Raw genomic sequence first — 23,224 nt, 5'->3', positions numbered from 1 at the left:
TTCGTTCGTTCCGTTGTGTCTTTATTCTTTCAGGCCCGCTTTTTCGTGTCAAACCGATCCGTTCGGATCCATTTGATTCGATCTTGCTTGCCTGAATGGAATTCAGACCGCCCCGTCTCCGGAGCAACCCTTCCAATTTACTCTGACATTCGATCCACGTCGAATCGAACGCGGCCTCGACACACAGGTCTCAGCCAGGAGAGTTGATCAGAGGGGTTCCCGGGGTGCTCGGCGATGTCACCGGCTCCTCCAGGCCTGGTGAACTTTATGGACCTCCCCCTCCATCGTCAAATCGAGGACCGGCCCCCATGAGAAGGCGTCCGGAACGGCGGGCGAACGGGACGAAGGGGAATACCGATCATGTTTCCAGGTGGTCCGCGGAGGAGTACGGGCACACCGTACGGCGGGGCAACCGGATCGAAGGGGACTCCCCGGATGCCGGACAGGAGAACGGGCGGGAAACCGAGACGGATGACAGGGAAGACGGCGGGGAAAGCGGGCGTCGTCGGCAAAGGCCTGGCGCTGTGGCCACCGAAGGCTGTCAACGCCGGGGGCGCGGCCGTGGGACGTGACCGCGGGACAGGATCGCGGGACACGACCGCGCTCCGCCGGCGCCCGGCGGGAGGTGCTCCCTGCCGATGAGGTGCTCCCTGCCGATCTCGTGCCCTGCGGGCCGTCAGACCCGTGGCCGGCGCCTCTATGGCGAAGAACCGTCAAGAAGCCGTACAACCGGGACGAACGCGAAACTCCGGTAATCTGCCCGTCGTCGTCAGGAGGTGGCAGATGGCCGAAGCGGGCGCCTTGTCGGTACCGGGCTACGAGGTGTCCGGCGTGCTCGGCCAGGGCGGTTTCGGGATCGTCTACCGGGCCAGGCAGCTGGCGGTCGACCGCGAGGTCGCGCTCAAGGTGGACAACCGGGTGCTGCTCTCCGAACGGGACCGGCGCCGTTTCATGCGGGAGGTCACCTCGGCGGGGGCGCTCTCCGGGCATCCGCACGTCGCCCACGTCTACGATGCCGGGGTGCTGGCCGACGGCAGGCCGTACATGGTGCTGGAGCTGTGCCCCGGCGGGTCGCTGCTGGACCGGATCCGCACCGAGGGGTGCCTGCCGCCCGCCGAGGTCGCCGACATCGGCATCCGCATCGCGGACGCGCTGGCGGCGGCCCACGCCGCGGGGGTCCTGCACCGCGACATCAAGCCGGCCAACATCCTGATCAACCGGTACGGCAACGTGGTGCTCTCCGACTTCGGCCTGGCCACCATGCCGTCGTCGGGCGGCGAGGCCTCGGTGACCCGTGAGTCGCTCACCCCCGCCTACGCGCCCCCTGAGGCGTTCGACCTGAGCGAGCCCGCCGCGGCGGGAGACGTCTACTCACTGGCCGCCACGCTCTACGCGCTGCTGTCGGGCCGCCCGCCGCGGTTCCCGGAGAGCGGGGTGGTCAACATCGCCGTCATCATGGCCCTGCACCGGCTGCCGATCCCGGAGATACCGGGCGTGCCCGCGGAGCTGACCGCGGTGCTCCGTCACGCCATGGACAGCGACCCCGCGCGGCGTACCCCCTCGGTCGCCGCCCTGCGCGACGCCCTCACCGATCTGCACCTGGAGCGGGACGTCCGGGGTACCACGCCGATTCCCCCGCGTCCTGTGCCGTCCCCTCCCCCGGCCTTCCGCCCCTCACCACCCGCCGTCGTTCCCGCCGACCCCGGTGCGCCGCCCTTCGCCTCCGCTCCCGCGCCTTTCTCCGGCGCGCCCTCGCCGTACGGTGTGCCACCCGCCCACCCGGCGGCCAGGGAACCGGTGCGCGCGCACCTGACCTCGCCGGGACTGAAGGGGCTCGGGAACACCCAGTCGCCCGCGACTCTGCCCCCGCCGCCACCGCACTCCGGCGCGACGAGTACCCGGGTGTTCGTCGCAGTCGCCGTGGCCTTCGCGATCCTGCTGCTGGCGGGGATCGGGCTGATGGTCATGGAGAGCCTCGGTCAGGGTTCGTCCGCCCTCGGCCCGCAGCCCGGTGTGGCGGGGACGGCGACCAAGGCGGCAGCCGCGCCGGGGGTGCCGGGCCCCGCCGTGGAGGGCTCCACGGTCACCTCCGGCTGCCCGGCGGCGCAGGTCGCCGGGGCCTCGTGCGCGAAGAAGGCCGAGTGCTGGGGCGGTCTGGTCGTGAACGCGGGCGACGCGACGGCCCGGTCCGTCGAGTGCGGGCAGCCGCATTTCTGGGAGACGTTCGCGGTCGCCACGCTGCCGGACGGCCTCACCCATGACATGGCGGTCGTGGAGAAGAACCCTGTGGTGAAGAAGACGTGCGCGGCGTCGGTCATGCTGGCCTCCCGGCGCGGCGGCGCCCTCAAAATCGCCGCGGACAGGTGGCAGACCACGGTCCTGCCGCCCTCCAGGGCGGAGTTCACCGCGGGGTCGCGGACCTACCGCTGTCTCGGGGGCGTGGAGGGCGGCGAGCGTACGGGAACGTTCTTCCACTCCTAGAGGCCCTCCCCGGACCGCCGGAACGCCTGCCCGTACGCCGCGTCGGCGCAGGTGGGAGTCACCGGCGCGGAAGGGATGGGCCTCGCAGACCGGCGTGCGGGGCGCGGACGCGGGACGGCCCGAGCGGGACGAGACGTGTTCGTGATCAAGGTCCGGCAGGATCTTCTCCCCCGTGTCGGGCTACGAAGGAATCCCTATGAAGCGAGTAATCGCCGGTATGTCGGCGGCAGCGGCTGTGACGCTCACCACCGCGCTCCCCGCCCAGGCCGCTCCCGCGGATCCGGTCAAGGCGTTGAGAGGCCAGTTCGTCGCGGGCAAGGGCGTGAAGTTCACCGAACAGAGCACCGTGACCTGGGAGGACAACAGCGAGCCCTATATCCGGCGGACCGGCTCCTTCCAGTTCGGCAAGACCGGGATCGTCGCCTCGGACATCAGCTCGAAGACCGCCGAGGAGTCCGATGACCCGAGTGCTCCGGACCCGACCGGTGTGTTCGCCCCCTCACGGACGATCCGGATCGGCACCACGAGTTACGCCTCGGGCGGCTCCTACCGTGAGGACATGCCGAAGGGCAAGTCCTGGTACAAGGATCCGGACGGCATGACCGGCGGTGCCAGCGGCTGGTTCGGCCAGCTCGTGAACGTCGCCGAGCCGGCGACCCTCGCGTCTCTGCTCAAGGGGGCCAAGCGGGCGGGCGGCGGCTATTCCGGCACCACCACCTTCGGCAAACTCGCCAAGGTCTCCCCCTGGTTCCGCGCCACCCTGCCGCTCCGGTCGAGCGACAAGACCGTGGTGACCTTCAAGCTCACCGTGAACCGCGGCGGGCTCCCTCAGCGTCTGACCACCTCCTACCCGGTCACCGGCATATTCGACAGTTCCGGCTGGGCGGGCAAGACGCTCACCGTCGACACCCGTTTCACCGGCTGGGGTACCAAGGTCTCGATCAAGGCTCCCCCCGCGAACAAGGTGACCACCAAGCTCGAAGACTAGGCCGGCCCCGGATCCTCTCTCCGCGCCGAGTCCCCGGCCCAAGGACCGCCCCGGGTGTGTTCCTTGTGAAGCGGGGACGTGTCCCGTGCGGACCTCGCCGGGCGTCCGTCCAGCCAGGCAGGGCAGACTGACATCCTTGAACACATAGGGGGTGTCACAACATGACCAAGGCGAAAATAGGTGTGACGGGTCTGGCGGTGATGGGGGCCAACCTGGCCCGCAACCTCGCCAGACACGGGCACGCGGTGGCCGTGCACAACAGGTCGCAGGCCCGGACCAAGGCGTTGATCGAGGAGCACGGGCACGAGGGGGACTTCACCGCGTGTGAGACTCCGCAGGAGCTCGTGGCGGCGCTGGAGCGTCCTCGCCGGATCATCGTCATGGTGAAGGCCGGAGCGCCGACCGACGCGGTGATCGAGGAGTTCGCCCCGCTGCTCGAACCGGGCGACATGCTCGTGGACGGCGGGAACGCGCACTTCCTCGACACCCGCAGGCGGGAGGCCGCGCTGCGGGAGCGGGGCATCCACTTCGTCGGCACCGGTGTCTCCGGCGGTGAGGAGGGGGCACTGCTCGGGCCGAGCATCATGCCCGGCGGTTCCAAGGAGTCCTACGAGGCGCTGGGCCCGCTGCTGGAGGACATCTCCGCGAAGGTCGACGGCGTGCCCTGCTGTACGCACATCGGTCCCGACGGGGCCGGGCACTTCGTCAAGATGGTGCACAACGGCATCGAATACGCCGACATGCAGCTCATCGCCGAGGCCTACGACCTGCTCCGGCAGGGGCTCGGGCTGGCTCCCGCGCAGCTCGCCGACATCTTCGACGAGTGGAACCGCGGCGAGCTGTCCTCCTACCTCATCGAGATCACCGCCGAGGTGCTCCGGCAGGTGGACGCCGCGACCGGTAAGCCTCTGGTCGACGTGATCGCCGACCGGGCCGAGCAGAAGGGGACGGGACGGTGGACGGTGCAGATCGCGCTGGACCTGGGCGTCCCGGTGAGCGGCATCGCCGAGGCCGTGTTCGCCCGTTCGGTCTCCGGGCACGTGGACCTGCGTGAGGCCGCCCGCGGCCTGCCGGGCCCCACGGGTGTGCAGGCGGGGTCGGTCGACGAAGGCTTCGTCGAGGACGTACGGCGGGCGCTGTACGCGTCGAAGATCATCGCCTACGCGCAGGGGTTCGACCAGATCCGGGCGGGGAGCGCCGAGTACGGCTGGGACGTGAATCCGGGCGCGCTGGCCACCATCTGGCGGGGCGGCTGCATCATCCGGGCGGTCTTCCTCGACCGCATCCGCGAGGCCTACGAGGCGGAGACCCCGCCGGTGACCCTGCTGACCGCTCCACTGTTCGCCGAGGCCCTGGGCCTGGCGCAGGATTCGTGGCGGCGGGTGGTGGCGAAGGCGGCCCTGCTGGGCATCCCGGCACCGGGCTTCTCGACCGCGCTGGCCTACTACGACTCCCTGCGGGCCGAGCGCCTGCCCGCCGCCCTGATCCAGGGTCAGCGGGACTTCTTCGGAGCGCACACCTACCAGCGGACGGACCGGGAGGGGAACTTCCACACCCTGTGGTCCGGTGACCGTTCGGAGATCCGAGCCTGAGATCCGGCCCGCCGGGGACGCCTCCCCGGCGGGCAGGGCGGGCACAGCGGGCACGGGCGGGCACGGGTGGGCACGGTGGGCATGGGTGGGCACGGGTGGGCACGGTGTCCGCACGCCCTTTTCCCGGTGCCCGCGCGCCGCGGGTGCGGATTACGGCCGGTATCCCCTCGGGCGTGGCGCCAACGCGACACGCGCCACGCCCAAATGCTGGAATTGGCTGGAATACACGGGAGACTGGTGGAACTCCTGTTACGCTCCGGGCCGTGAGTGAATCACTGGACGCGCTGGAGCGGCGAATAGCCGAGCTCCGCGCCGAGGTGCGGCGGGCGGTTTCGGCGAGGGAGAACTCGCTGGCCCGGTCGCTGCGCGGGGATCTCCGCCGGGCCGAGCAGGCCTGGGACGAGGCGATCACCGCCGAGGAGCCCTCGCGGCCGCTCCAGGAGCCGGAGACCTCGCTGCTGCCCATCAGGGAGCAGGTGCACCAGGCGCTGGCCCTGCTGGGCGTGCCCGCCGCGGCCAAGCTGGTCGTGGCGGTGAACGAGGCGTTCTTCTCCCGCGCGCTGCGCGGTCCCCAGCTCACCAGCCTGCGCAGGGACGAGGAGCGCTCCTTCCGCAGCGCCCCCTACGCACGGCCGTACTACCTGTGCGCCGCGCTGACCGACCGGCTCTCGCCCGCCAGGGGGCTGCTGGCCGACAGCACCTGGGAGCCGGAGCGCCGGGTGCTCGGACCGCTGAGCCCGCGCGTCGACTTCCTCCTGTCGACCATGCGGGTCGCCGAGCACCTGACCCGCCTCGCCGAGCCCTCGGCCGGGGCGCTGCGGCTGCTGTCGCGGATGGCGCACAACATTCCCGGCGCCGTCGAGGGTCTCGTCCCCGCCGATCCGGAGACCGCGATCCGGGCGGCCGGCGCCGAGCTGGAGGTGCACCTCGCCGCGGACGCCGCGCAGCGGGCCGAGGTGGCGGCGCGGGCGGCCGGGCAACTGTCGGACGTGGAGCGCCTGTTCGGCGCCGCCGCGATGAGCACTGTGATGAGCACTGTGACGAGCAGTGTGAGGATGAGCACCATGAGGGGGGCCTGTTAGGTGAACAGGCTGGACGAGCTGCGCGGCCCGGTGCCGTCGCACCCGCACGACGCCCGCGCCATCGCCGCGCTGGCCGCCAACCCGGGCTGCGCCCGCAGGGCACTGCTGGACGCCGCGGGAGTGGACAAGGACCGTACGGCCAGGTACCTGGGCTTCCCCGCCCCCTTCGGCCAGTCACAGTTCGCGATCACCCGGGGAAACGTGTTCGAGGGCCTGGTGAAGGAGAACGGCTGCGCCGAGCTGCTGCGGCTGCTGCGCGAGCTGCTCGGACTGCCCGTCGCCCAGGTCGGCTACCAGGACGTGGAGAGCGTCGGCGCCCACCTGCGCCACTCGCACACCCGGGCGTTGATCGACCGGGCGGCGCGCGAGGGCGCGGAGGCGGCGGTCTTCTACGACCACCCGCTGCTCAGCCTGGAGATCGCCGGGCACACCTCCTACCTGGAGCCGGACGTGGTGGCCTTCCAGCTGGGAGAGCGCTTCCACGTCGTGGAGATCAAGTCGTTCGGCGTCATCGACGGGCAGGCCGAGCCGCAGAAGGTCGCGGCGGCGGCCCGGCAGGCCGCGGTCTACGTGCTGGCGCTGCGTGAGCTGCTGGCCTGCCTGGGGCACGATCCCGAGCGCGTCTCCCACGACGTGGTGCTGGTCTGCCCGGAGAACTTCGCCAACCGGCCCACCGCGACGCTGGTCGACGTGCGCAAGCAGCTGGCGGTGCTCAGGCGGCAGCTCGCCAGGATGACCCGCGTCGACCGGCTGCTGGAGGGGCTGCCCGAGGGGCTCACCTTCGACCTGGCCCCCGGCCAGGACGGCGTTCCCACCCGCTCGGCGCGGGAGCTGGCCGAGGCGCTGTGCCAGGTGCCCGCCCGTTACGCGCCCGACTGCCTGTCCGCCTGCGACATGTGCATGTTCTGCCGCGACGAGGCCAGGGAGCACGGTTCGACCGACCTGCTCGGCCGGCAGGTCCGCGACGAGCTGGGCGGCGTCTCCGGCATGGCCGAGGCCCTCGGCCTGGCCGAGGGCACGCTGGAGCCCGCCGAGGGGCAGGAGGAGATCGCCCACCTGCTCCGCATGGCCGACCGGCTGCGCGAGGAGTGCCTGCGTTGAGCGCGCTGACGGCGCTGGCGCGGCTGCGCGCCATCAGGGACGGGGTGGCGCAGCCGATCACCACGGTCCGGCACTGCCACCTCGCCCCGAACCCGCTGGTGTTCGTCCCGCTCAGGCTCGCCGGTGAGGCCGCCGCCCCGCTGGGGGCCATGGTGGGCACCGATCCCGGCCACCCCCGGCTGCTCGTGGTGCCGCAGCCGCGCAACCGGGACCTGCGTTTCGCCTTCGCCGCGGAGCTGGCCGAGGTGGTCCTGCCGTACATCGAGGGGTTCGGCAAGACCACGGAGATCGTGGAGAGGAAGGGCGGCGAGCCGTACGAACGGTGCCTGGACGCCCCGCAGATCCTGGTGCCGAACCGGCAGGCGGTGGCCTTCGCCGGGATGCTGGGCCGCTCCACCCGCTTCCGCAGGAGTGACGGGCCCTACCCGGTGCATCCGTCGGTGCCGCTGCTGGGCCGGTGGCTGACCTACTTCGCCGACCGGTGGCAGCAGCCGGGTTCCGCCCTGCTGCTGGCCGCGACCGAGGCGCTGGGCGCGCACTGGGCGACCGGGCAGAGCGATCTGGAGGACGCCAACCTCGCGGCGCTGCTCGGCTGGATCGATCCGCCCGCGGGGACGACGGGTTCCCGGGCCGCCCAGGACGCCGAGGATCCGCTGCTGTGGCCGCCCGCCGGGCCCGCGACCGACCCGGGCTTCGACAACGAGGTGCTCGGGCCCGCCATCCGCGCCTACGAGGAGGCCCCGACCGAACGCGCCGTCGAGCGCGTCGCCCAGGCGCTGCGCACCCAGCTCGAACCGACCTGGCGGCTGATGTGGCGGGCGGCCGATCTGCTGCGCGCGCTGCCGGAGGGCTCGCGGGTGAGGGATCGCTGGGAGACCGACCGGGGGTCGTTCACCCGGTTCGTCGAGCGGGTCGCCGAGGGTGCCCCGCCGCAGGCGCGCAGGGACGGCGCGGTCGGCGCCGCCGCGCGGCTGGCGGGGCTGGAGCGGGCGCGGGCGAGCTACGACGTGCAGCGGGCCTACGACGATCCGCTGGTCATGGCCGAGTACCGGCTGACCGGTGAGGCGTTCGCCGGGACGGTCACGGCCGCCGACCCGGAGCACATCGAGGGAGAGGGCCGCTCGCGCAAGCTGCGGCCGCTGATCACGGTCAGCACCGACGACCCGGTACGGCTGGCGCCCGGCACCGCGGTCGGCAGCCCCGACCGGCGCGGGCACGCCGCCGAGATCGTCGAGATCGCGGACGGCGAGATCACCTTGAAGATCACCAAGGGGATGGGGCGGAGCAAGGTCCCGCTGCCGGGTTCGGTGCCCGAGCCCGGCGAGCGGGTCACCTACACCTCGCTGACCGACGACTTCCAGTCCTCGGCGGCGCTTCCCGACCCCGAGCGGACGCCGTGGACCCACGGCGGCCCGCCGCAGGAGTACGTGCCCAGCGACGACGACGCGCAGGAGGAATGGTCGTGAGCGCTGCTCGGACGCCGCAGCAGGAGGCCGGCGCCGTCGTCGACGCGGTGCTGGCCGACCTCCCCCGGCACCGGGGCGTGGTCGTGGACTCCCCGCCGGGGGCCGGCAAGTCCACCCTGGTGGTGAAGGCCGCCGGGCACATCGCCGAGACGGGCGAGCCGCTGATGATCGTCGCGCAGACCAACGAGCAGGTCGACGACCTGGTCGACCGGATGGCGGCCGAGCACCCCGATCTCACGATCGGCCGGCTGTCGGCGAGCGGCTACGTCACGCCCGGCCGCGTCCTGGCCCACTCCAACGTCTCGGTCGCGGGCAAGCTGCCCGATCTGGGCGACCCGGCGGTGGTGATCGCCACCGCCGACAAGTGGGCCTGGATCGGCGACCGGACCTGGCCGTGGGCGATCGTGGACGAGGCGTACCAGATGCGCTCCGACAAGCTGCTGCGCATCGCCTCGCTGTTCGAGCGGGCGCTGTTCGTGGGCGATCCCGGCCAGCTCGACCCGTTCTCGATCGTGGACGGCGAGCGCTGGGCGGGCCTGTCGTGGGATCCGGTGCAGAGCGCGGTCTCGGTGCTGCTGCGGCACAATCCCGACCTGCCGGTGCACCGGCTGCCGGTGTCGTGGCGGCTGCCCGCCTCGGCGGCGCCGGTGGTCTCCGAGGCGTTCTACCCGTTCACCGGTTTCCGGGCCGGGACGGGGCAGGGCGACCGGGCGCTGGAGCTGACCGTGAACGGCATGCGGACCTCCTACGACCGGGCGCTGGAGGAGGCGGCCGCGTCCGGCTGGGCGCTGTACGAGCTGCCGAGCCGCCACACCGTGCGGACGGACGCCGAGGCCGTGCAGGCGACGGCGGTGCTGGCGCTGCGTCTTCTGCAGCGGGCCCCGGTCGCGCACTCCGAGCGCGGCAGCCACCGGGTGACGGCCGACCGGATCGCCGTCGGCGCCGCGCACCGCGACCAGGTCGCCGCGATCCGGGCCGCCGGGCTGCCCGAGGAGATCACGGTGGACACCGCCAACCGGCTCCAGGGGCGGGAGTACGACGTGACGATCGTGCTCCACCCGCTGTCGGGGCGGCGCGACGCCACCGCCTTCCATCTGGAGTCGGGACGGCTGTGCGTGCTGGCCTCGCGGCACCGGCACGCCTGCGTGGTGGTCGCCAGGGCGGGCATTCCCGAGCTGCTGGACGCCCACCCCTCGGCCGAGCCGGTGCAGCTGGGGGTGCCGGTGAAGTTCCCCGACGGCTGGGAGGCCAACCAGGCCGTGCTGGCCCACCTGTCCAAGCACCGGGTGCCCGCCCACTGACGGCCGCCCGGCACGGGGGTCAGTGGGTGTGGTCGGGCACCGCCGGGACCTCCGGGTGCGCCCTGATCCAGGCGATGCGCTCGCGGCTGTCGTCGTCGAGCGGCGTGTAGACGGCCATCCGCGTCTCCGGGGGCGAGGCCAGCGTCATACTCGCGGAGATCGTGCGCACCTGCCCGACCGCCGAGTGCTGGAATATCTTCATCCGGCTGCCCGGCCTGGCCACGTCGTGGGTGGCCCACATGCGCGCGAAGTCCGGGCTGGCGGCCGACAGCGCACGGACGAAGTCGGTCCAGGCGGGCTCGCCGACGTGCCGCCCGAAGCCCGCCCGCAGGGTGGCGACCATCTGCGGCAGCTCCTCCTCCCGGTTGACCACCGGGTTGCAGCAGTTCTCGGCGACGAAGAGCTGCCAGAGCGCGTTGCGGGTCGGGGGAGGCGCCGAGGTCATGCCGGGGAACAGCGCGCCGTACGTCCGGTTCCAGGCCAGCAGGTCGTAGCGGCCGTTGTAGACCGCGGCCGGCAGCGGGTCCAGGTGGTCGAGGATGGACTGGGTCTCGGGTTCCAGGCCGCCGCACCCGTCGGGCTCGGGCACGGTCGGCACGTCGGCGAGCCGGTAGAGGTGCGCGCGCTCGGCGTGGTCCAGGCAGAGCGTGCGGGAGATCGCGTCGAGCACCTGCACGCTGGCGTTGATCGGGCGCCCCTGTTCGAGCCAGGTGTACCAGGTGACGCCGACCCCGGCGAGCATGGCGACCTCCTCGCGCCGCAGTCCCGGGGTACGGCGCCGCAGCCCCGGTGGCAGGCCGACGGCGTCCGGGGTGATGCGGTCGCGGCGGCTGCGCAGGAAGGCGGCGAGCTCGTCCCGGCGGGCACGAGGCTGGGTCGGCTGGGTCGGCCGGGTCGGCCGGGTCGGCTGGATCACGGTCACCCTCCCATGCTGGCCGACGGGGGAGGCGTCTGCCAGGTACTGCCGGTACCAGGATGGGCAGGCTCTCGTTACCGGTACCGCGGGCGCCCCACAGTCGTCCCCATGACCGCGCTATCCACCACAGAGACTTCAGCGACCTCGGCGGTGCCGTCGGCCCCGCCCCGCGTCCCCTGGCTGCTCACGGTGATCCTGACCGGGCAGTTCATGGCGATCCTGGACGTCTCCATCGTCAACGTCGCCTCTCCTGTGATCCGTTCCGGCCTGGGCACGTCCGGCTCGGGACTCCAGATGATCATCTCCGGTTACACCGTCGCCTACGCGATGCTGCTGGTCGCCGGGGCCCGCCTGGGCGGCCGCTACGGCGCGCGCCGGCTGTTCCTGTACGGCCTGGCCGGCTTCACCGGAGCCTCCCTCGCCTGCGGCCTGGCCGTCACCGCCGGCCAGCTCATCGCCTTCCGGCTGCTTCAGGGCGCGGGAGCCGCCCTGATGGTGCCCCAGGTGCTGAACATGATCCAGACGAACTTCGAGGGCGCGTCGCGGGCCCGCGCGCTCAGCCTCTACGCCGCGGTGATCTCGGGGGCCGCCGTGGCCGGTCAGGTGCTGGGCGGCGTGCTGGTCTCCGCCGACCTGTTCGGCACGACGTGGCGCCCGGTGTTCCTGGTGAACGTGCCGATCGGGCTCGCCCTGCTCGCCGCGGGCGCACGGCTGCTGCCCGCGGGCGGGCCGCCGCGCCACCGTCCCCTGGACCTGCCCGGCCTGGTCACGCTCTCGCTGGCGGTCAGCCTGCTGGTGGTGCCGCTGGTGCTGGGTCACGAGCAGGACTGGCCGCTGTGGGGGTGGGTCTCGATGGGCGCGAGCGTGGCGCTCACCGGGGTCTTCGTGCTGGTGGAGCGGCGGGCAGCCGCGCCCCTGGTGCCGGCGCGGGTGCTCCGGGCCTCCGGCGTGCTGCCCGCGGCGCTGGCGGTCTTCGGGATGATGGCGGCCTACGGCGGGTTCCTGTTCAGCCTGGCCCAGCACCTGCAGGGCGCCTTGGGCGACAGCCCGCTGCGGGCCGGTCTGACGTTCGTGCCCGCCGCGGCGGCGTTCGCCGCGGCCAGCCTCAACTGGCGGCGGGTTCCGCAGCGGCTGTGGCGTCACATGGTCGTCGTCTCCCTGGGGGTGGCCGCGCTGGGCTACCTGGGTCTGGCCGCGTCGCTGAGCGGCGGCGGCCACGGCCAGCCGTTCATGGCGATCGCGCAGGCCGTGGCCGGGCTCGGTCTCGGCGGGGCGTTCAGCCCGCTGCTGTCGATCGCGCTGACCCACGTGTCACCGCAGGACGCCCCGGACACCAGCGGCCTGTTCGTCATGGTGACCCAGCTCGGCCAGGTCGTGGGCGTGGCCACGATCGGCACGCTGTACCTGAGCGGGTGGCCGATGGCGGGCGTCGGGGTGGCACCGGCCGTCGCGGCCCTGGCCGCCGCGCTCTGCGCGCTGCCGCTGCTGCGGCGGTGACGCCTTTCCCTGCCGGGGACGTCCCGGCCGGGAGAGCGGCTCCGGGGTCGTGGCACGCGGGGGATCAGACGGTCACGGTCCTGCGCCAGACGTCGATGGCCAGCACCTGCCGCATGCCGACCGACAGGTACAGGTCCAGCGCGGGCGTGCTGTTGTTGGCGTCCACGTGGAGGTAGGTGCCGACCCGGCCGCGCCGGGCGTCGGCGGCGAACGCCTTGCGCAGCATGAGACGGCCGAGCCCGCGTCCCCTGAAGGCCGGCAGTACGGCGAGCTGGCGCACGTAGCCGGAGTTCTCGTCCCCGGCGAAGGCGTCGGTGCCCAGCAGCATCGCCGCGGGCTCGCCGTCGACCCGCGCGACCGCGAGCTGCGCCCAGTCGGTGCTGGCCGAGGAGTCCAGGTCGGCGTACCACTCGTCGTAGTCCTTCGGGGTGAACCCGAAGTGCTCGGCGAAACCGGCCTGCTGTACGGCGTGGCCCTCGCGCCGCACCTGCTCGGTCGTCCCGTGGTGGATCGTCACCCCGGGCGGGCAGGCGGGCTCGGGGACCGAGGGGCCGTGGTCGACGAGCATGCGGATGAAGCTCGTCGCCGCGGCGAACCCCCGGGCGGAGGCGATGGCGCGCTTGCCGCTGTCCTCCCGGTAGAGGCCGATGTCCACCACGGCCCTGTCGTGGCCGAGTTCGGCGGCGATCCGGGCCGCCCGCTCGATCACGGTGTCCCACAGGGCGCCGGTGAGCTCCGGCGCGCCGGGGTGCACCACCACGTCGATGTCGACGTTGTCGCCACCGCCCTTGCGGCACGCCCAGGCCCAGGCGACCAGGCGGCCCGTCCCGTCGTGGACGACCCAGCCGTCGCTCTCCCGGTCGAAGGAGGGCTCGTTCAGCTGGTCGGCGACGTCGTCGAAGGTCATGTCCGCCTTGCCGATCACCTGCGTGTCGCAGAGGGAGATCAGCTCGTGGATGTCGGCGGCGTCCTCGGCCCTGGGCCGCCGGGTGAGGTACCCGGCGGCGGTGGCGGTTGCTTCGGTCGTTTCCATGCCGCCCAGTCTGCGGAGGGCGACTTGGTTCTCACTGGGTCCCGACTTGCTCCTGTCCGGGCCGCGACTTGCTCAGTCGAGAACCGGGACCGGAGCCTCGCTCTCGGCGCCCTGCTCCGGGCCGCCGCGCAGCGGGATCTCCTTGATGAAGACGGCGAAGATCGGCACGAGGACGGCGAACAGGATGGCCCACCAGAACACGCTGCCGATGGAGTTCGCCAGTGACTCCAGGAAGCCGGTCCGCACGGCCGGGGGCAGTTCGTGCAGGGCGGCCGGGTTGAACTGGCCGCCGCCCGAGGCGAGCTTCTCGCCCGCGGCCGGCCCCAGCTTGCTCGTCAGGTTGGCGGTGAGCTGGTGGTTGAAGACCGCGCCGAACAGCGAGACGCCGAACGAGCCTCCGATGGACCGGAAGAAGGTCGAGGCGCTGCTGGCGACGCCCAGGTCCTTCTGCTCCACGCTGTTCTGCGCGATCAGCATGGTGGTCTGCATCAGGAAGCCCATGCCCAGGCCGAGCACCGCGATGTAGACGCCGGTCTGCCACGAGGGGGTGTCGACGTTCATCGTGGAGAGCAGCCACATGGCGATCGCCATGATCACGCCGCCGAGGACCGGGTACCGCTTGTACTTGCCGGTCGTGGTGATGGCCCGGCCGACGAACAGCGAGATCACCATGGCCGAGGCCATCATCGGCAGCAGGAGCAGGCCGGAGTTGGTGGCCGAGGCGCCCTGGACCGTCTGCTGGAACAGCGGCAGGAAGTTGATGGCGCCGAACATCGCGAAGCCCAGCAGGAAGCCGACCAGGGAGATCAGCGTGAAGTTCCGGTTGCGGAACACGTTGAGCGGCATGATCGGCTCGGCGGCGCGACGCTCGAACGGGATGAAGATCGCCAGGCTGACCACGGCGATCGCGGCCAGGCCGAGGATCTGCGGCGAGCCCCAGTCGTAGTCGTTGCCGCCCCAGGTGGTGATGAGGACCAGCGCGGTGATGCCGACGGACAGCAGGATCGCGCCGATCCAGTCGATGCGGTGCTCGGTGCGGTACGTGGGCAGCTTGAGCTTGGCCGCCAGCAGCGCCAGGGCGACGAACCCGATGGGCAGGTTCACGTAGAAGGCCCAGCGCCAGTCGAGGTGGTCGGTGATGAAGCCGCCGACGAACGGCCCCGCGATCATCGCGAGCGACATCACACCGGCCATGATGCCCTGGTACTGGCCGCGCTCGCGGGGCGGGACGAGGTCACCGATGATCGCCATGGCGTTGACCATCAGGCCGCCCGCGCCGAGGCCCTGGAGCGCCCGGAAGGCGATGAGCTGGCCCATGCCGTCGGTGGGGCCGCCCAGCATCTCGGATCCGGCCATGCCGCAGAGCGCGGACCCCACCATGAAGATCACAATTGAGGCGAGGAAGATGGTCTTCCTGCCGTACAGGTCGCCGATCTTTCCCCAGATGGGGGTTGATACGGTGGTGCCGAGCACATAGGCCGTCACCACCCAGGAAAGGTGAGCCAGGCCCCCGAGCTCACCGACGATGCGGGGCATCGCCGTTCCCACGATCATGTTGTCGAGCATGGCCAGGACCATCGCGAGCATCAGGCCTGGCAGTACCACCATGACCTCGCGCCGCCGCGCCGGCAAGGCCGCGGTCTCCGTCACTTCTGTTGCCCCCTAGATGAAGATCTTGCTTACTTGCCGACCGGTAAGTGTCGGATATGATGGGAAATGTAGGGCGCCTACTTACCGGTCGTCAAGTTAATTTCGCCGTAAAGGGAACCATGAGGGAAAACGCCGATACCCGGACCCGCATCCAGGAGATCGCCCTGAAATTTTTCGTCGAACAGGGCTACGAGGCGACCTCGCTCCGTGAGATAGCGGAGGAACTCGGCGTGACCAAGGCCGCCCTCTACTACCACTTCAAGAGCAAGGACGAGATCGTCGCCAGCATGGCCGAGGACCGGCTGCGCGAGGTCGAGAAGCTGATCGACTGGGCGAAGACCCAGCCCCGCACCGAGGAGACGCGCCGCGAGCTGGTCCGCCGCTACTCCGAGGACCTGCACCGCGGCCGGCATCACGAGGTCATGCGTTTCTTCGAGCGCAACCAGACCTCGCTGAAGAACCACCCGGTGATGGAGAAGACCCGCGACCGGATGTTCGAGGTGCTCACCTTCCTCATCGAGCCGGGCGACTCGACGGCCACCCGGCTGAGGAACTCGATGTCCCTGTTCGCCCTGCACGCCTCCTGGTTCGTCTTCAGGGACGAGTCGATCAGTGACGAGGAGCGCAGGGCCGCCGCCCTGGAGGTCGCGCTCGACCTGCTGCGCCGATGAGCGTCCTCATCGACCCGCCGAACTGGCCGGGTCCCCGCGGCCTGCTCTGGTCGCACCTGGTGAGCGACAGCACGGTCGAGGAGCTGCACGCCTTCGCCACCCTGCTGGGCATGCCCTCCCGCGCCTTCGACCGCGACCACTACGACGTCCCGGAGACCGTCTACGAGCGGGCGATCTCCCTGGGCGCCGAGGCGGTCTCGTCACGCGAGCTCCTCGCCAGGCTGATCGCCTCGGGTCTGCGCAGGCGCAAGGTTCGTCCTGAATCGGCACCCCTCGCATGATTCACGGCCCCACGGCATGACCGCCCGCCGAAAGCCACCCATCACCCGCGCTCCGCCCCTCTCCCGCGCCCGCCCGTACGGCGACGCGGTACGGCGCGCCGTACCGCGGACGACGGGGACGGGAACGGGACGGCGGGCGCGGGTGAGAAGCCGGAGGACGGGGAGCCCCGGGAGGGCGGAGAGCGAGAAGCGATCCGTCTTCCTCGATTAGGACGATCCCCGTGGGGCAAGGCTCTAGAGGTCGCCAGAGGTCGACTGCGAAGGAGGGACTGTGGAGGCCACAATCGCGCTACGCCTGCCGCGTGACGCCGCGAGCGTTCCCGTCATCAGGCAGTTACTGGACGCCTCGCTCCGCGCGCTGGGGGTTGAACCGCAGATCCGCGAGGACATCCTGCTCATGCTCTCGGAGGCGTGTTCCAACGTGATCCAGCACGCGACCCCGAGTGACGACTACATGGTGAGCACCGAGCTCCTCAGGGACCGTTGCGTCATCAAGGTGGTGGACACGGGGAACGGCTTCGACTTCTCGGCGGCCCGTTCCCCCTCTCCCACGTCCGAGCACGGCCGGGGCCTGCTCATCATGAGGGCCCTGGCCGACGACATCCGCTTCGTCAACCGGCCCGAGCGGGGCTCGATCGTCTGCCTGGAGAAGACCCTGCGCTTCGTCGAGGACGCTCCGGGCCTGTCGCTCCTGCTCAGCGAGGAGCACGGACGGCACGCGGAGCACCCGGACTCCGGCGGGACGTTCGAGGACGACCTGTACACGGGGGACCACGCGCGCGTGGACCAGCACGTCAGGGTCAGGTGAGCGGGCGGAGATCCAGGAGATCCACGTCACGCGCCCGGCGGAGGCGGTCTCAGGGGAGGCCTTACGGCGGAGGGCCGCGCCCGGGGAGACAGCGTCCGGGAAGGCTGTGTCCGGACAGAGGGCGTCTGGAGGAACCGCTCCCGGGGAGCACCGCCGGTCGCCGCGGCGTTTCCCCCGCCGCCCTCCACAGCGCTCCCCGTGGCGTTCCGCACAGGGTTCCTCGCCATGCTTCCCGCGGTGTCGCCTCCGCGCCCGCCGGTCGCGTCCCTCCCGTGAACGCGCCGCCTGCGGGCGACCCGCTGGGGGACGACCGTGACGGCGAGCGCCGCCAGGACGGCTAGGGCGACGACGGAGAGGAGAAGCACCGCCAGCCCGACGAGGCTGAAAACGATCATGACCGTGGCGATCTCGCTGATCAACTGCCGCACCGCAAAAGTTTTGCCCGGATTATTACTCGTTACACCGCATTCCAGCGGGCCAGCTTCAGCGCGAGATGAAGTTCTAACCTGTCGGATCCATCCTTCAGGCTGCGCCCGGTGAGCTCCTCGATCCTGGCCAGGCGGTAGTAGAGACTGGTGCGGTGCAGGTGGAGCAGCTTGGCGGTCTCCTGGGCGTCTCCCCCGCTGTCCAGATAGGTCTCCAGTGTGACGGCGAGGACCCGGTGCTGGCGCAGCGGGCCGAGCGGGGTCGCCGCCGGCTCGGCGAGCAGCCGGTAGACGCCGAGTTCCGGCCAGCGGGCGACCGGTCCGAGCGCCGGTTCCGCCACCGCCGCCCTGGCCGCGGCGACCGCCTCCCGGTAGGCCTCGGGAACCGAATCGAGCCCGGCGTGCACCGCGCTGACCCCTGCGGCGCCCCCGGTGCGGGCGATCAGCCGCTCCCCCAGCGCGCAGGCGTCCTCACCGCCGTTCAGCAACACCACGGCGTGCCGGTCGAGGACCGTGAAGACCGGGGGACGCCGCATCCGGGCGAGCTCGCCGCCGACCGTCCTGCCCAGATCCTCCCGGCCGCCCCGAAGAGCCAGCAGGCACAGCGCCCCCTCGCCGAGCACACCGGCGGCCTGCCCCGCGGTGCTCCCCCCGGCGAGGAGCCTGCGCAGCGTTCCCGAGCCGCCGCCGTCGTCGAGCAGTGCGGCGATGGCGGCGGCGTCCCGGACGACCCGGGCCTCCTCCTCCGGGCTCAGCGGGCCGTCGCCCTCGATGATCCACAGCAGCCCGACGCGCCTGTCCTGGTGGAGCAGCGGCACGCAGAGCCGCGCCGCCATGCCGAGCGCCGGGTTGGCGGGAACCCTGACCGGCTCGCGGACCGTGGTCACGGCGTGAGCCTCCTGCCAGGCCTTCACCTGGGGCGGAACCGACCGGGACAGGATCGCCCGGGCCCGGACCTGATCGACCTCGCCGTGGTGAACGCTGTGCGCGACGACCCGGCCTTCGGGGTCGTCCACCGCCATGCCCCGCCCGACCGCCTCGGCCAGGGAGTCGAGGAGATCCTGGACATCATCGCCGATCATCGTCGAATCCTACAGATGTATGAAAGATCTCCGCTGACAAGACGATGACTGGTTTCGGCGCGGGCCGTACCGTCACATCCATCGCCTCCCGAAAGGAACATGCGTGGAGAAGCGGAGCCGGATCGCTCCCTGGGCGCCGCCCAGGGCACAGCGCCGCCTGGTGGAACTCGAGGCGGAGACGGGCTCCCTGGAACTGCACGAGGTCGTCCGGCTGGTCGAGGCGGTGCTGGCCGAGCACAGGGGAAGGCTCGACGAGGACGGCATCGTGCTCTACGCGGGCACCAACACGATGAGCGAGCGCGCCAGGGCCGTCCACGAGGTCGCGCTGGGCGGCCGCCCCTCCATGGGCTGGCCGGGGGACAAGTTCCAGACCGGCCTGGAGGAGCTGGACGTGCTGGAGGTGCTCGCCCCCCTCCAGGTCGCGGCCCTGATGGGCGGGGAGTTCGCCGAGGTCAGGCTGCAGAGCGCGACGCTGGCCAACCTGGCCTGCTACACCGCCTTCGCCGCGCCGGGCGACACGATCGCGGTGCTCCCCGAGGCCGCTGGCGGCCACACCAGCCACCACTCCCAGGGCGCCGCCGGGATCCGGGGCCTGCGGGTGGCCGACCTGCCCTACGACGCGGACCGGTTCGGCATCGACCACGACGCCCTGCCGGGGTTCCTCGGCGAGCACCGGCCCGTCCTGGTGATGATCGGGGCGAGCCTGATGCTGTTCCCGCACGACGTCACCCGGGTCAGGGCCGCGTGCGACGAGGTGGGGGCGGTACTGGTCTACGACGCCTCGCACATGGCCGGCCTGATCGCGGGCGGTCGCTTCCAGCGGCCGCTGGAGGAGGGCGCCCACCTGATGACCATGTCGACCTACAAGTCCTTCGGCGGGCCGCCGGGGGCGGCCATCGTGACGCGCGAGGAGGACCTCGCGCGCCGGGTCTCCTCCGCCGCCTATCCGGGGCTGACGGCCAACTACGACGCCTCCCGGCTGGCTCCGCTGGCGGTCACGGCCGCCGAGCACGCCGCGAACGGTCCCGCCTACGCCGACGCCTGCGTCGCGAACGCCGGAGCGCTGGCCGCGGCGCTGGCCGCGGAGGGCTTCGCCGTGGCTGCGCCCCACCTCGGCTGGACGGTCTCCCACCACGTCGCGGTCGACGCGGAGGCGTTCGGCGGCGGGGACGCCGCGGCCCGGCTGCTGGCCGAGGGCGGTGTCTACCTCAGCGGCATCGGCCTGCCCGGCCAGGCCCCCGGGGAGCCGATGCGGGGCCTGCGGATCGGCACCCAGGAGGTGACCCGCCGGGGATTCACCCCGGACACCATGCGCGAGGTCGCGGTGCTGATGCGCAGGCTGCTGATCGACGGCCACGCCCCGGCCAAGGTCCTGCACGACGCGGTCGCGCTGCGCCGCTCCATCCCATGATCTCGGACCGGCCCGCGACCCCCTGGGGCGCGTCCCCTGGCGGGCCGGTCCGCTTCGTCGGCGCCCGCGTGCCCGCCCGGCCTCCCCGGACGGGCACGCGGGTACACGGGCACCGTGGACGGCTCAGCCGATCCAGACCGTCTTGAGGTTGCAGAACTCGCGGATGCCGTGCGCGGACAGCTCCCGGCCGTATCCGGAGTTCTTGACGCCGCCGAACGGCAGCTGCGGGTAGGAGACCACCATGCCGTTGACGACGACCATGCCGGACTCCAGCTCGGCGACGAAGCGCTCCTGCTCGGCCTCGTCGGTGGTCCAGGCGTTCGAGCCCAGCCCGAAGGAGGTGACGTTGGCCAGCGCGACCGCCTCGTCGATGTCCCCGACCCGGTACAGCGAGGCGACCGGACCGAACACCTCCTCCCGGAACAGCCTCATCTCCGGGGTGATCCCGGCGAGCACGGTCGGCTCGTAGAACCAGCCGGGCCGGTCCGGGCTCACCCCGCCGCACAGCACCCGGGCGCCGCGCCCGACCGCGTCGGCCACCAGCTTCTCCAGGTCGTCGAGCCCCTGCTCGGTGGCGAGCGGGCCGACGTCGGTCGAGTCGTCCATGGGGTCGCCCACCTTCAGCGACTCCATCCGCTCCACGAAGCGACCGGCGAACTCCTCGTACACATCGGCGTGCACGATGAACCGCTTGGCCGCGATGCAGGACTGGCCGTTGTTCTGCACCCTCGAGGTGACCGCGGTCGAGACGGCGCCGTCGAGATCGGCGGACGGCATCACGACATAGGGGTCCGAGCCTCCCAGCTCCAGGACGGTCTTCTTGACCTCGCCACCGGCGACGGAGGCGACCGACCGGCCCGCCGGTTCCGAGCCGGTCAGGGTCGCCGCCACCACGCGCTCGTCCCGCAGCACCGGCTCGACCTGCGCGGATCCGATCAGCAGGGTCTGGAAGCAGCCCCGGGGAAAGCCCGCCCGGGTGAACAGCTCGCCCAGGTAGAGCGCGGTCTGCGGCACGTTCGACGAGTGCTTGAGAAGCCCCACGTTGCCGGCCATCAGCGCGGGCGCGGCGAAGCGGATCACCTGCCAGAGGGGAAAGTTCCACGGCATCACCGCGAGCACGGGTCCCAGCGGCTGGTAGCGCGCGTAGGCGCGCCGCGCGCCCACCGCCCGCGCGTCGGCCGGCTCGTCCGCCAGGAACTCCTCGGCGTGGTCGGCGTAGTAGCGCATCCCGGTCACGCACTTGGCCGCCTCGGCGCGGGCGGCGGCCAGCGTCTTGCCCATCTCGGTGGTCATCAGCCGCGCCACCTCCTCCTGCTCGCTTTCGAGCAGGTCGGCCGCGCTGCGCATCCAGGACGCCCGCTGCTCGAAGCCGGTGGCCCGGTGGGCAGGGAACGCGGCGGCGGCGAGCGCGAGCCGTTCCTCGATCTCTCGCTCGTCGAGCGGTTCGAAGGTCTTCAGAGTCTCGCCGGTGGCCGGGTTGATCGTCGCGATCGCCATCAGTGACCTCCTCGACGGCCGCCGCCCCTCGGACGGCGGACGGGCGGATTCGAGAGCGACCGAACGAGATCGGCACGGGAACCGCCTCTTCCGGCGCCGGTCGGGCGCGACACGCACAAGGAGCCGCGAAAGACCGGCGTTCCGCTCCCCTTCCCCCAGTATCCGCCCGGACGGAGTGGAAACCGGCGAGGGCATGAACCGTCGCGCTCCGGGCGGCGCCCTCTTCTCGCCGCTCCCCCGGGAAAGGCCGCGACCTGGTAAAAGAGAACGCCCGCGATGGAAACGGCGGATGTTCGCAAGGGCCGGAATGGGTACGGCCATCTGATGATGACCCTATTTCGGGAGCTGAGGCCATGAACGCCGAACGTGGCAGCGCCAAGCACGGCCCGCGGGTCGACGAGGAACGCAAGCACGAGGTCAGGGGAACCGTCCGCGGCGGTGGCCCGACCCACGCGGAGGAGCGGCTGGACCCCGAGCCTCTGGGGGACGCCGACGAGGAACTGATCCCCAAGAGGTATCCCCCGGGACACGAACCGGGCACCCCTGCGGGGATCACTCCCGGCGACGTCGGACGTCGCAGCGCCCTCGCGAAGTGGCTGAGCGACGCCCGATGGCCCGCGGACCGCGACCGGCTGCTGGCCCACGCCGAGACGAAACTGGCCCCCGACAGCCTCGTGGCGAGCCTGCAGGACCTGCCCGACGGGGAGTTCCACAACGTCGGCGAGGTGTCCAGGGCCCTCGGTCTCGGGGCGGAACGCCGCCGCCGGTAGAACCCGGCGCTCTCCGGGTCAGCCGACCCTCGTGATGCTGTGCAGCAGCCGGGCCAGCAGGCCGGAGAGCTGGTCGCGCTCGGCGGCCGACAGACCGGAGAGCATGCGCTCCATGCCCCGCACGTGATCGCTGACCGCCTCGTCCGCGATCTCCCGCCCCTTGGCGGTGAGCCGGACCCGCACCCCGCGGCCGTCCGCGGGGTCGGGCCCCCGGGTCAGCAGCCCGGCGGCCTCCAGGCGGTCGATGCGGTTGGTGGTCGCAGCCGGGGAGAGCGACATCGAGGAGGCCAGGGTCCCCGGGGACAGCCCTTCCGGGTCTTCGCCACGATGCAGGGTGGCGAGCACGTCGAACTCCCCCCGGTTGAGGCCGTGCGTGCGCAGCGCGGAGGCGATGACCGTTCCCGCCAGGGCGTCGGCGCGGGTGAGCCGGCCGAACAGGGCCAAGGGCCGCGCATCGATATCTGGCCGTTTGCCCGCCCACTGCTTGACCATCCGCCGCACCCCCAGCTCCGGATCTTCCATGCCCGCTCCTCGTCTTCCGGCCCCGGAACATCGGAATCGAAATATAAGAATGCAAATCCGTACGTAGCGAACTATCACCGGAGGATCGTCGCTCTTCTCACGAAAGCGGCCGATCCGGAAAAGAACATGAACGTTCTTCATAACGACACCGGCCGGGGCGGTCCACCGCCCCGGCCCGGGTTCCCCCGGAGCGGCCGGGCTCCACGCGCCGCGCCTCAGTACTCAGTGGTACGCAGTGGTACTCAGTGGTACTCGGTGGGCGCGGAACCCGGCCGGGCGAGGGCCCGGACAGAGCGCCGGGCGGGGTCCCGGACACGGCCGACCCCTCGGCGCCGGACCCCGCCCGAGCCTGTCAGCCTCCGATACCGGAGGAGCGGAAGAGCCTGACCGCGAACGCGACGACCACGGCCACCAGGCCGATGATCAGAGCCCACTTGAGCAGGCCGAAGACAAGACCCAGAAGCGAGCCGAGCAGGAAGAAGGCGAGCACCACGGCCGCCACTATCAGCAGAATCCGTCCCATGGCTCCACGCTACGTTCCGGTACGGCCCCGCGGCAGAGCGGGAGGACGAAGTCAGGGACAAGCCAGGGTCCGCCCTCAGGGATACCCCTGAGAACGGCGTCACGCGCCCCGGACCGGCCCCGGCCGA

21 protein-coding genes are annotated in these 23,224 nt (G+C 71.8%); 13 read left to right on the top strand and 8 right to left on the bottom strand.

Going from position 1 to position 23,224, the window contains the following annotated elements; translation table 11 throughout:
* Positions 1–783: 783 nt before the first annotated feature.
* The 7 genes from AB0N02_RS33720 to AB0N02_RS33690 all read left to right on the top strand — a co-directional run bounded on the left by AB0N02_RS33720 (position 784) and on the right by AB0N02_RS33690 (position 10,011).
* Positions 784–2,481 carry a serine/threonine-protein kinase gene (locus AB0N02_RS33720; protein WP_363954737.1) on the top strand — a complete coding sequence of 566 codons (1,698 nt, stop codon included), beginning with the start codon at positions 784–786 and terminating at the stop codon, positions 2,479–2,481.
* A gap of 196 nt (positions 2,482–2,677) precedes the next feature.
* A complete protein-coding gene (locus tag AB0N02_RS33715; protein ID WP_363954734.1) occupies positions 2,678–3,469 on the top strand; it encodes a hypothetical protein in 792 nt (263 codons plus the stop codon).
* 161 nt (positions 3,470–3,630) lie between these two features.
* Entirely contained in the window at positions 3,631–5,061 is a 1,431-nt protein-coding gene (gene gndA / locus AB0N02_RS33710) for an NADP-dependent phosphogluconate dehydrogenase (RefSeq protein ID WP_363954731.1), read from the top strand.
* Between the two features lie 263 nt (positions 5,062–5,324).
* Positions 5,325–6,143 carry a hypothetical protein gene (locus tag AB0N02_RS33705; protein ID WP_363954728.1) on the top strand — a complete coding sequence of 273 codons (819 nt, stop codon included), beginning with the start codon at positions 5,325–5,327 and terminating at the stop codon, positions 6,141–6,143.
* Entirely contained in the window at positions 6,144–7,244 is a 1,101-nt protein-coding gene (locus AB0N02_RS33700; protein WP_363954725.1) for a hypothetical protein, read from the top strand.
* Entirely contained in the window at positions 7,241–8,710 is a 1,470-nt protein-coding gene (locus tag AB0N02_RS33695; RefSeq protein WP_363954722.1) for a hypothetical protein, read from the top strand. The genes AB0N02_RS33700 and AB0N02_RS33695 overlap by 4 nt, the downstream gene beginning before the upstream one ends.
* A complete protein-coding gene (locus tag AB0N02_RS33690; RefSeq protein WP_363954719.1) occupies positions 8,701–10,011 on the top strand; it encodes an AAA family ATPase in 1,311 nt (436 codons plus the stop codon). The genes AB0N02_RS33695 and AB0N02_RS33690 overlap by 10 nt, the downstream gene beginning before the upstream one ends.
* 19 nt (positions 10,012–10,030) lie before the next feature.
* Here AB0N02_RS33690 and AB0N02_RS33685 read toward each other — a convergent pair whose 3' ends face one another.
* Positions 10,031–10,933 carry a helix-turn-helix transcriptional regulator gene (locus AB0N02_RS33685; protein WP_363954716.1) on the bottom strand — a complete coding sequence of 301 codons (903 nt, stop codon included), beginning with the start codon at positions 10,931–10,933 and terminating at the stop codon, positions 10,031–10,033.
* Positions 10,934–11,035: 102 nt separating this feature from the next.
* Between AB0N02_RS33685 and AB0N02_RS33680 the strand changes: the two genes are divergently transcribed.
* Positions 11,036–12,424 carry an MFS transporter gene (locus AB0N02_RS33680; protein WP_363954714.1) on the top strand — a complete coding sequence of 463 codons (1,389 nt, stop codon included), beginning with the start codon at positions 11,036–11,038 and terminating at the stop codon, positions 12,422–12,424.
* Between the two features lie 64 nt (positions 12,425–12,488).
* On the opposite strand, the gene AB0N02_RS33675 is transcribed toward AB0N02_RS33680, so the two are convergent.
* Both AB0N02_RS33675 and AB0N02_RS33670 read right to left on the bottom strand, forming a co-directional pair.
* Positions 12,489–13,457 carry a GNAT family N-acetyltransferase gene (locus AB0N02_RS33675; RefSeq protein WP_363954711.1) on the bottom strand — a complete coding sequence of 323 codons (969 nt, stop codon included), beginning with the start codon at positions 13,455–13,457 and terminating at the stop codon, positions 12,489–12,491.
* A gap of 72 nt (positions 13,458–13,529) precedes the next feature.
* Positions 13,530–15,107 (bottom strand): MDR family MFS transporter, encoded by a 1,578-nt coding sequence (locus tag AB0N02_RS33670; RefSeq protein ID WP_363954708.1) that lies wholly within the window; start codon positions 15,105–15,107, stop codon positions 13,530–13,532.
* Positions 15,108–15,226: 119 nt separating this feature from the next.
* Between AB0N02_RS33670 and AB0N02_RS33665 the strand changes: the two genes are divergently transcribed.
* The 3 genes from AB0N02_RS33665 to AB0N02_RS33655 all read left to right on the top strand — a co-directional run bounded on the left by AB0N02_RS33665 (position 15,227) and on the right by AB0N02_RS33655 (position 16,867).
* Positions 15,227–15,778: a helix-turn-helix domain-containing protein gene (locus AB0N02_RS33665; protein ID WP_363954705.1), complete on the top strand. Its 552-nt coding sequence runs from the start codon at positions 15,227–15,229 to the stop codon at positions 15,776–15,778.
* Positions 15,775–16,059 (top strand): DUF4031 domain-containing protein, encoded by a 285-nt coding sequence (locus AB0N02_RS33660; RefSeq protein WP_363954702.1) that lies wholly within the window; start codon positions 15,775–15,777, stop codon positions 16,057–16,059. The genes AB0N02_RS33665 and AB0N02_RS33660 overlap by 4 nt, the downstream gene beginning before the upstream one ends.
* A 271-nt stretch (positions 16,060–16,330) precedes the next feature.
* On the top strand, positions 16,331–16,867 hold the full coding sequence (locus AB0N02_RS33655; RefSeq protein WP_363954699.1) for an ATP-binding protein: 537 nt from the start codon (positions 16,331–16,333) through the stop codon (positions 16,865–16,867).
* A gap of 26 nt (positions 16,868–16,893) precedes the next feature.
* Here the strand turns inward: AB0N02_RS33655 and AB0N02_RS33650 are convergent, their stop codons facing one another.
* Positions 16,894–17,286 carry a hypothetical protein gene (locus tag AB0N02_RS33650; protein ID WP_363954697.1) on the bottom strand — a complete coding sequence of 131 codons (393 nt, stop codon included), beginning with the start codon at positions 17,284–17,286 and terminating at the stop codon, positions 16,894–16,896.
* 38 nt (positions 17,287–17,324) lie between these two features.
* Positions 17,325–18,374: a helix-turn-helix domain-containing protein gene (locus tag AB0N02_RS33645; RefSeq protein ID WP_363954694.1), complete on the bottom strand. Its 1,050-nt coding sequence runs from the start codon at positions 18,372–18,374 to the stop codon at positions 17,325–17,327.
* A 103-nt stretch (positions 18,375–18,477) separates the two neighbouring features.
* Here AB0N02_RS33645 and AB0N02_RS33640 point away from each other — a divergent pair, with 103 nt between their 5' ends.
* Positions 18,478–19,785 carry a glycine hydroxymethyltransferase gene (locus AB0N02_RS33640; protein WP_363954691.1) on the top strand — a complete coding sequence of 436 codons (1,308 nt, stop codon included), beginning with the start codon at positions 18,478–18,480 and terminating at the stop codon, positions 19,783–19,785.
* A 123-nt stretch (positions 19,786–19,908) separates the two neighbouring features.
* Here AB0N02_RS33640 and AB0N02_RS33635 read toward each other — a convergent pair whose 3' ends face one another.
* Complete coding sequence (locus AB0N02_RS33635; protein WP_363954688.1) at positions 19,909–21,282, bottom strand: NADP-dependent succinic semialdehyde dehydrogenase; 1,374 nt, start codon at positions 21,280–21,282, stop codon at positions 19,909–19,911.
* A gap of 353 nt (positions 21,283–21,635) precedes the next feature.
* On the opposite strand from AB0N02_RS33635, the gene AB0N02_RS33630 reads away from it, so the two are divergent.
* Positions 21,636–22,052: a DUF2795 domain-containing protein gene (locus tag AB0N02_RS33630; RefSeq protein ID WP_363954685.1), complete on the top strand. Its 417-nt coding sequence runs from the start codon at positions 21,636–21,638 to the stop codon at positions 22,050–22,052.
* 18 nt (positions 22,053–22,070) lie between these two features.
* On the opposite strand, the gene AB0N02_RS33625 is transcribed toward AB0N02_RS33630, so the two are convergent.
* Both AB0N02_RS33625 and AB0N02_RS33620 read right to left on the bottom strand, forming a co-directional pair.
* Positions 22,071–22,574 carry a MarR family transcriptional regulator gene (locus AB0N02_RS33625; protein WP_363954682.1) on the bottom strand — a complete coding sequence of 168 codons (504 nt, stop codon included), beginning with the start codon at positions 22,572–22,574 and terminating at the stop codon, positions 22,071–22,073.
* Positions 22,575–22,926: 352 nt separating this feature from the next.
* A complete protein-coding gene (locus tag AB0N02_RS33620) occupies positions 22,927–23,097 on the bottom strand; it encodes a hypothetical protein (RefSeq protein ID WP_363954679.1) in 171 nt (56 codons plus the stop codon).
* Positions 23,098–23,224 lie beyond the last annotated feature (127 nt).

Source organism: Streptosporangium sp. NPDC051022 (genome assembly GCF_040683035.1).
Classification (GTDB): domain Bacteria; phylum Actinomycetota; class Actinomycetes; order Streptosporangiales; family Streptosporangiaceae; genus Streptosporangium.
The sequence above is the reverse complement of the archived record's forward strand: the minus strand, read 5'-3'. Positions and strand labels throughout refer to the sequence as shown.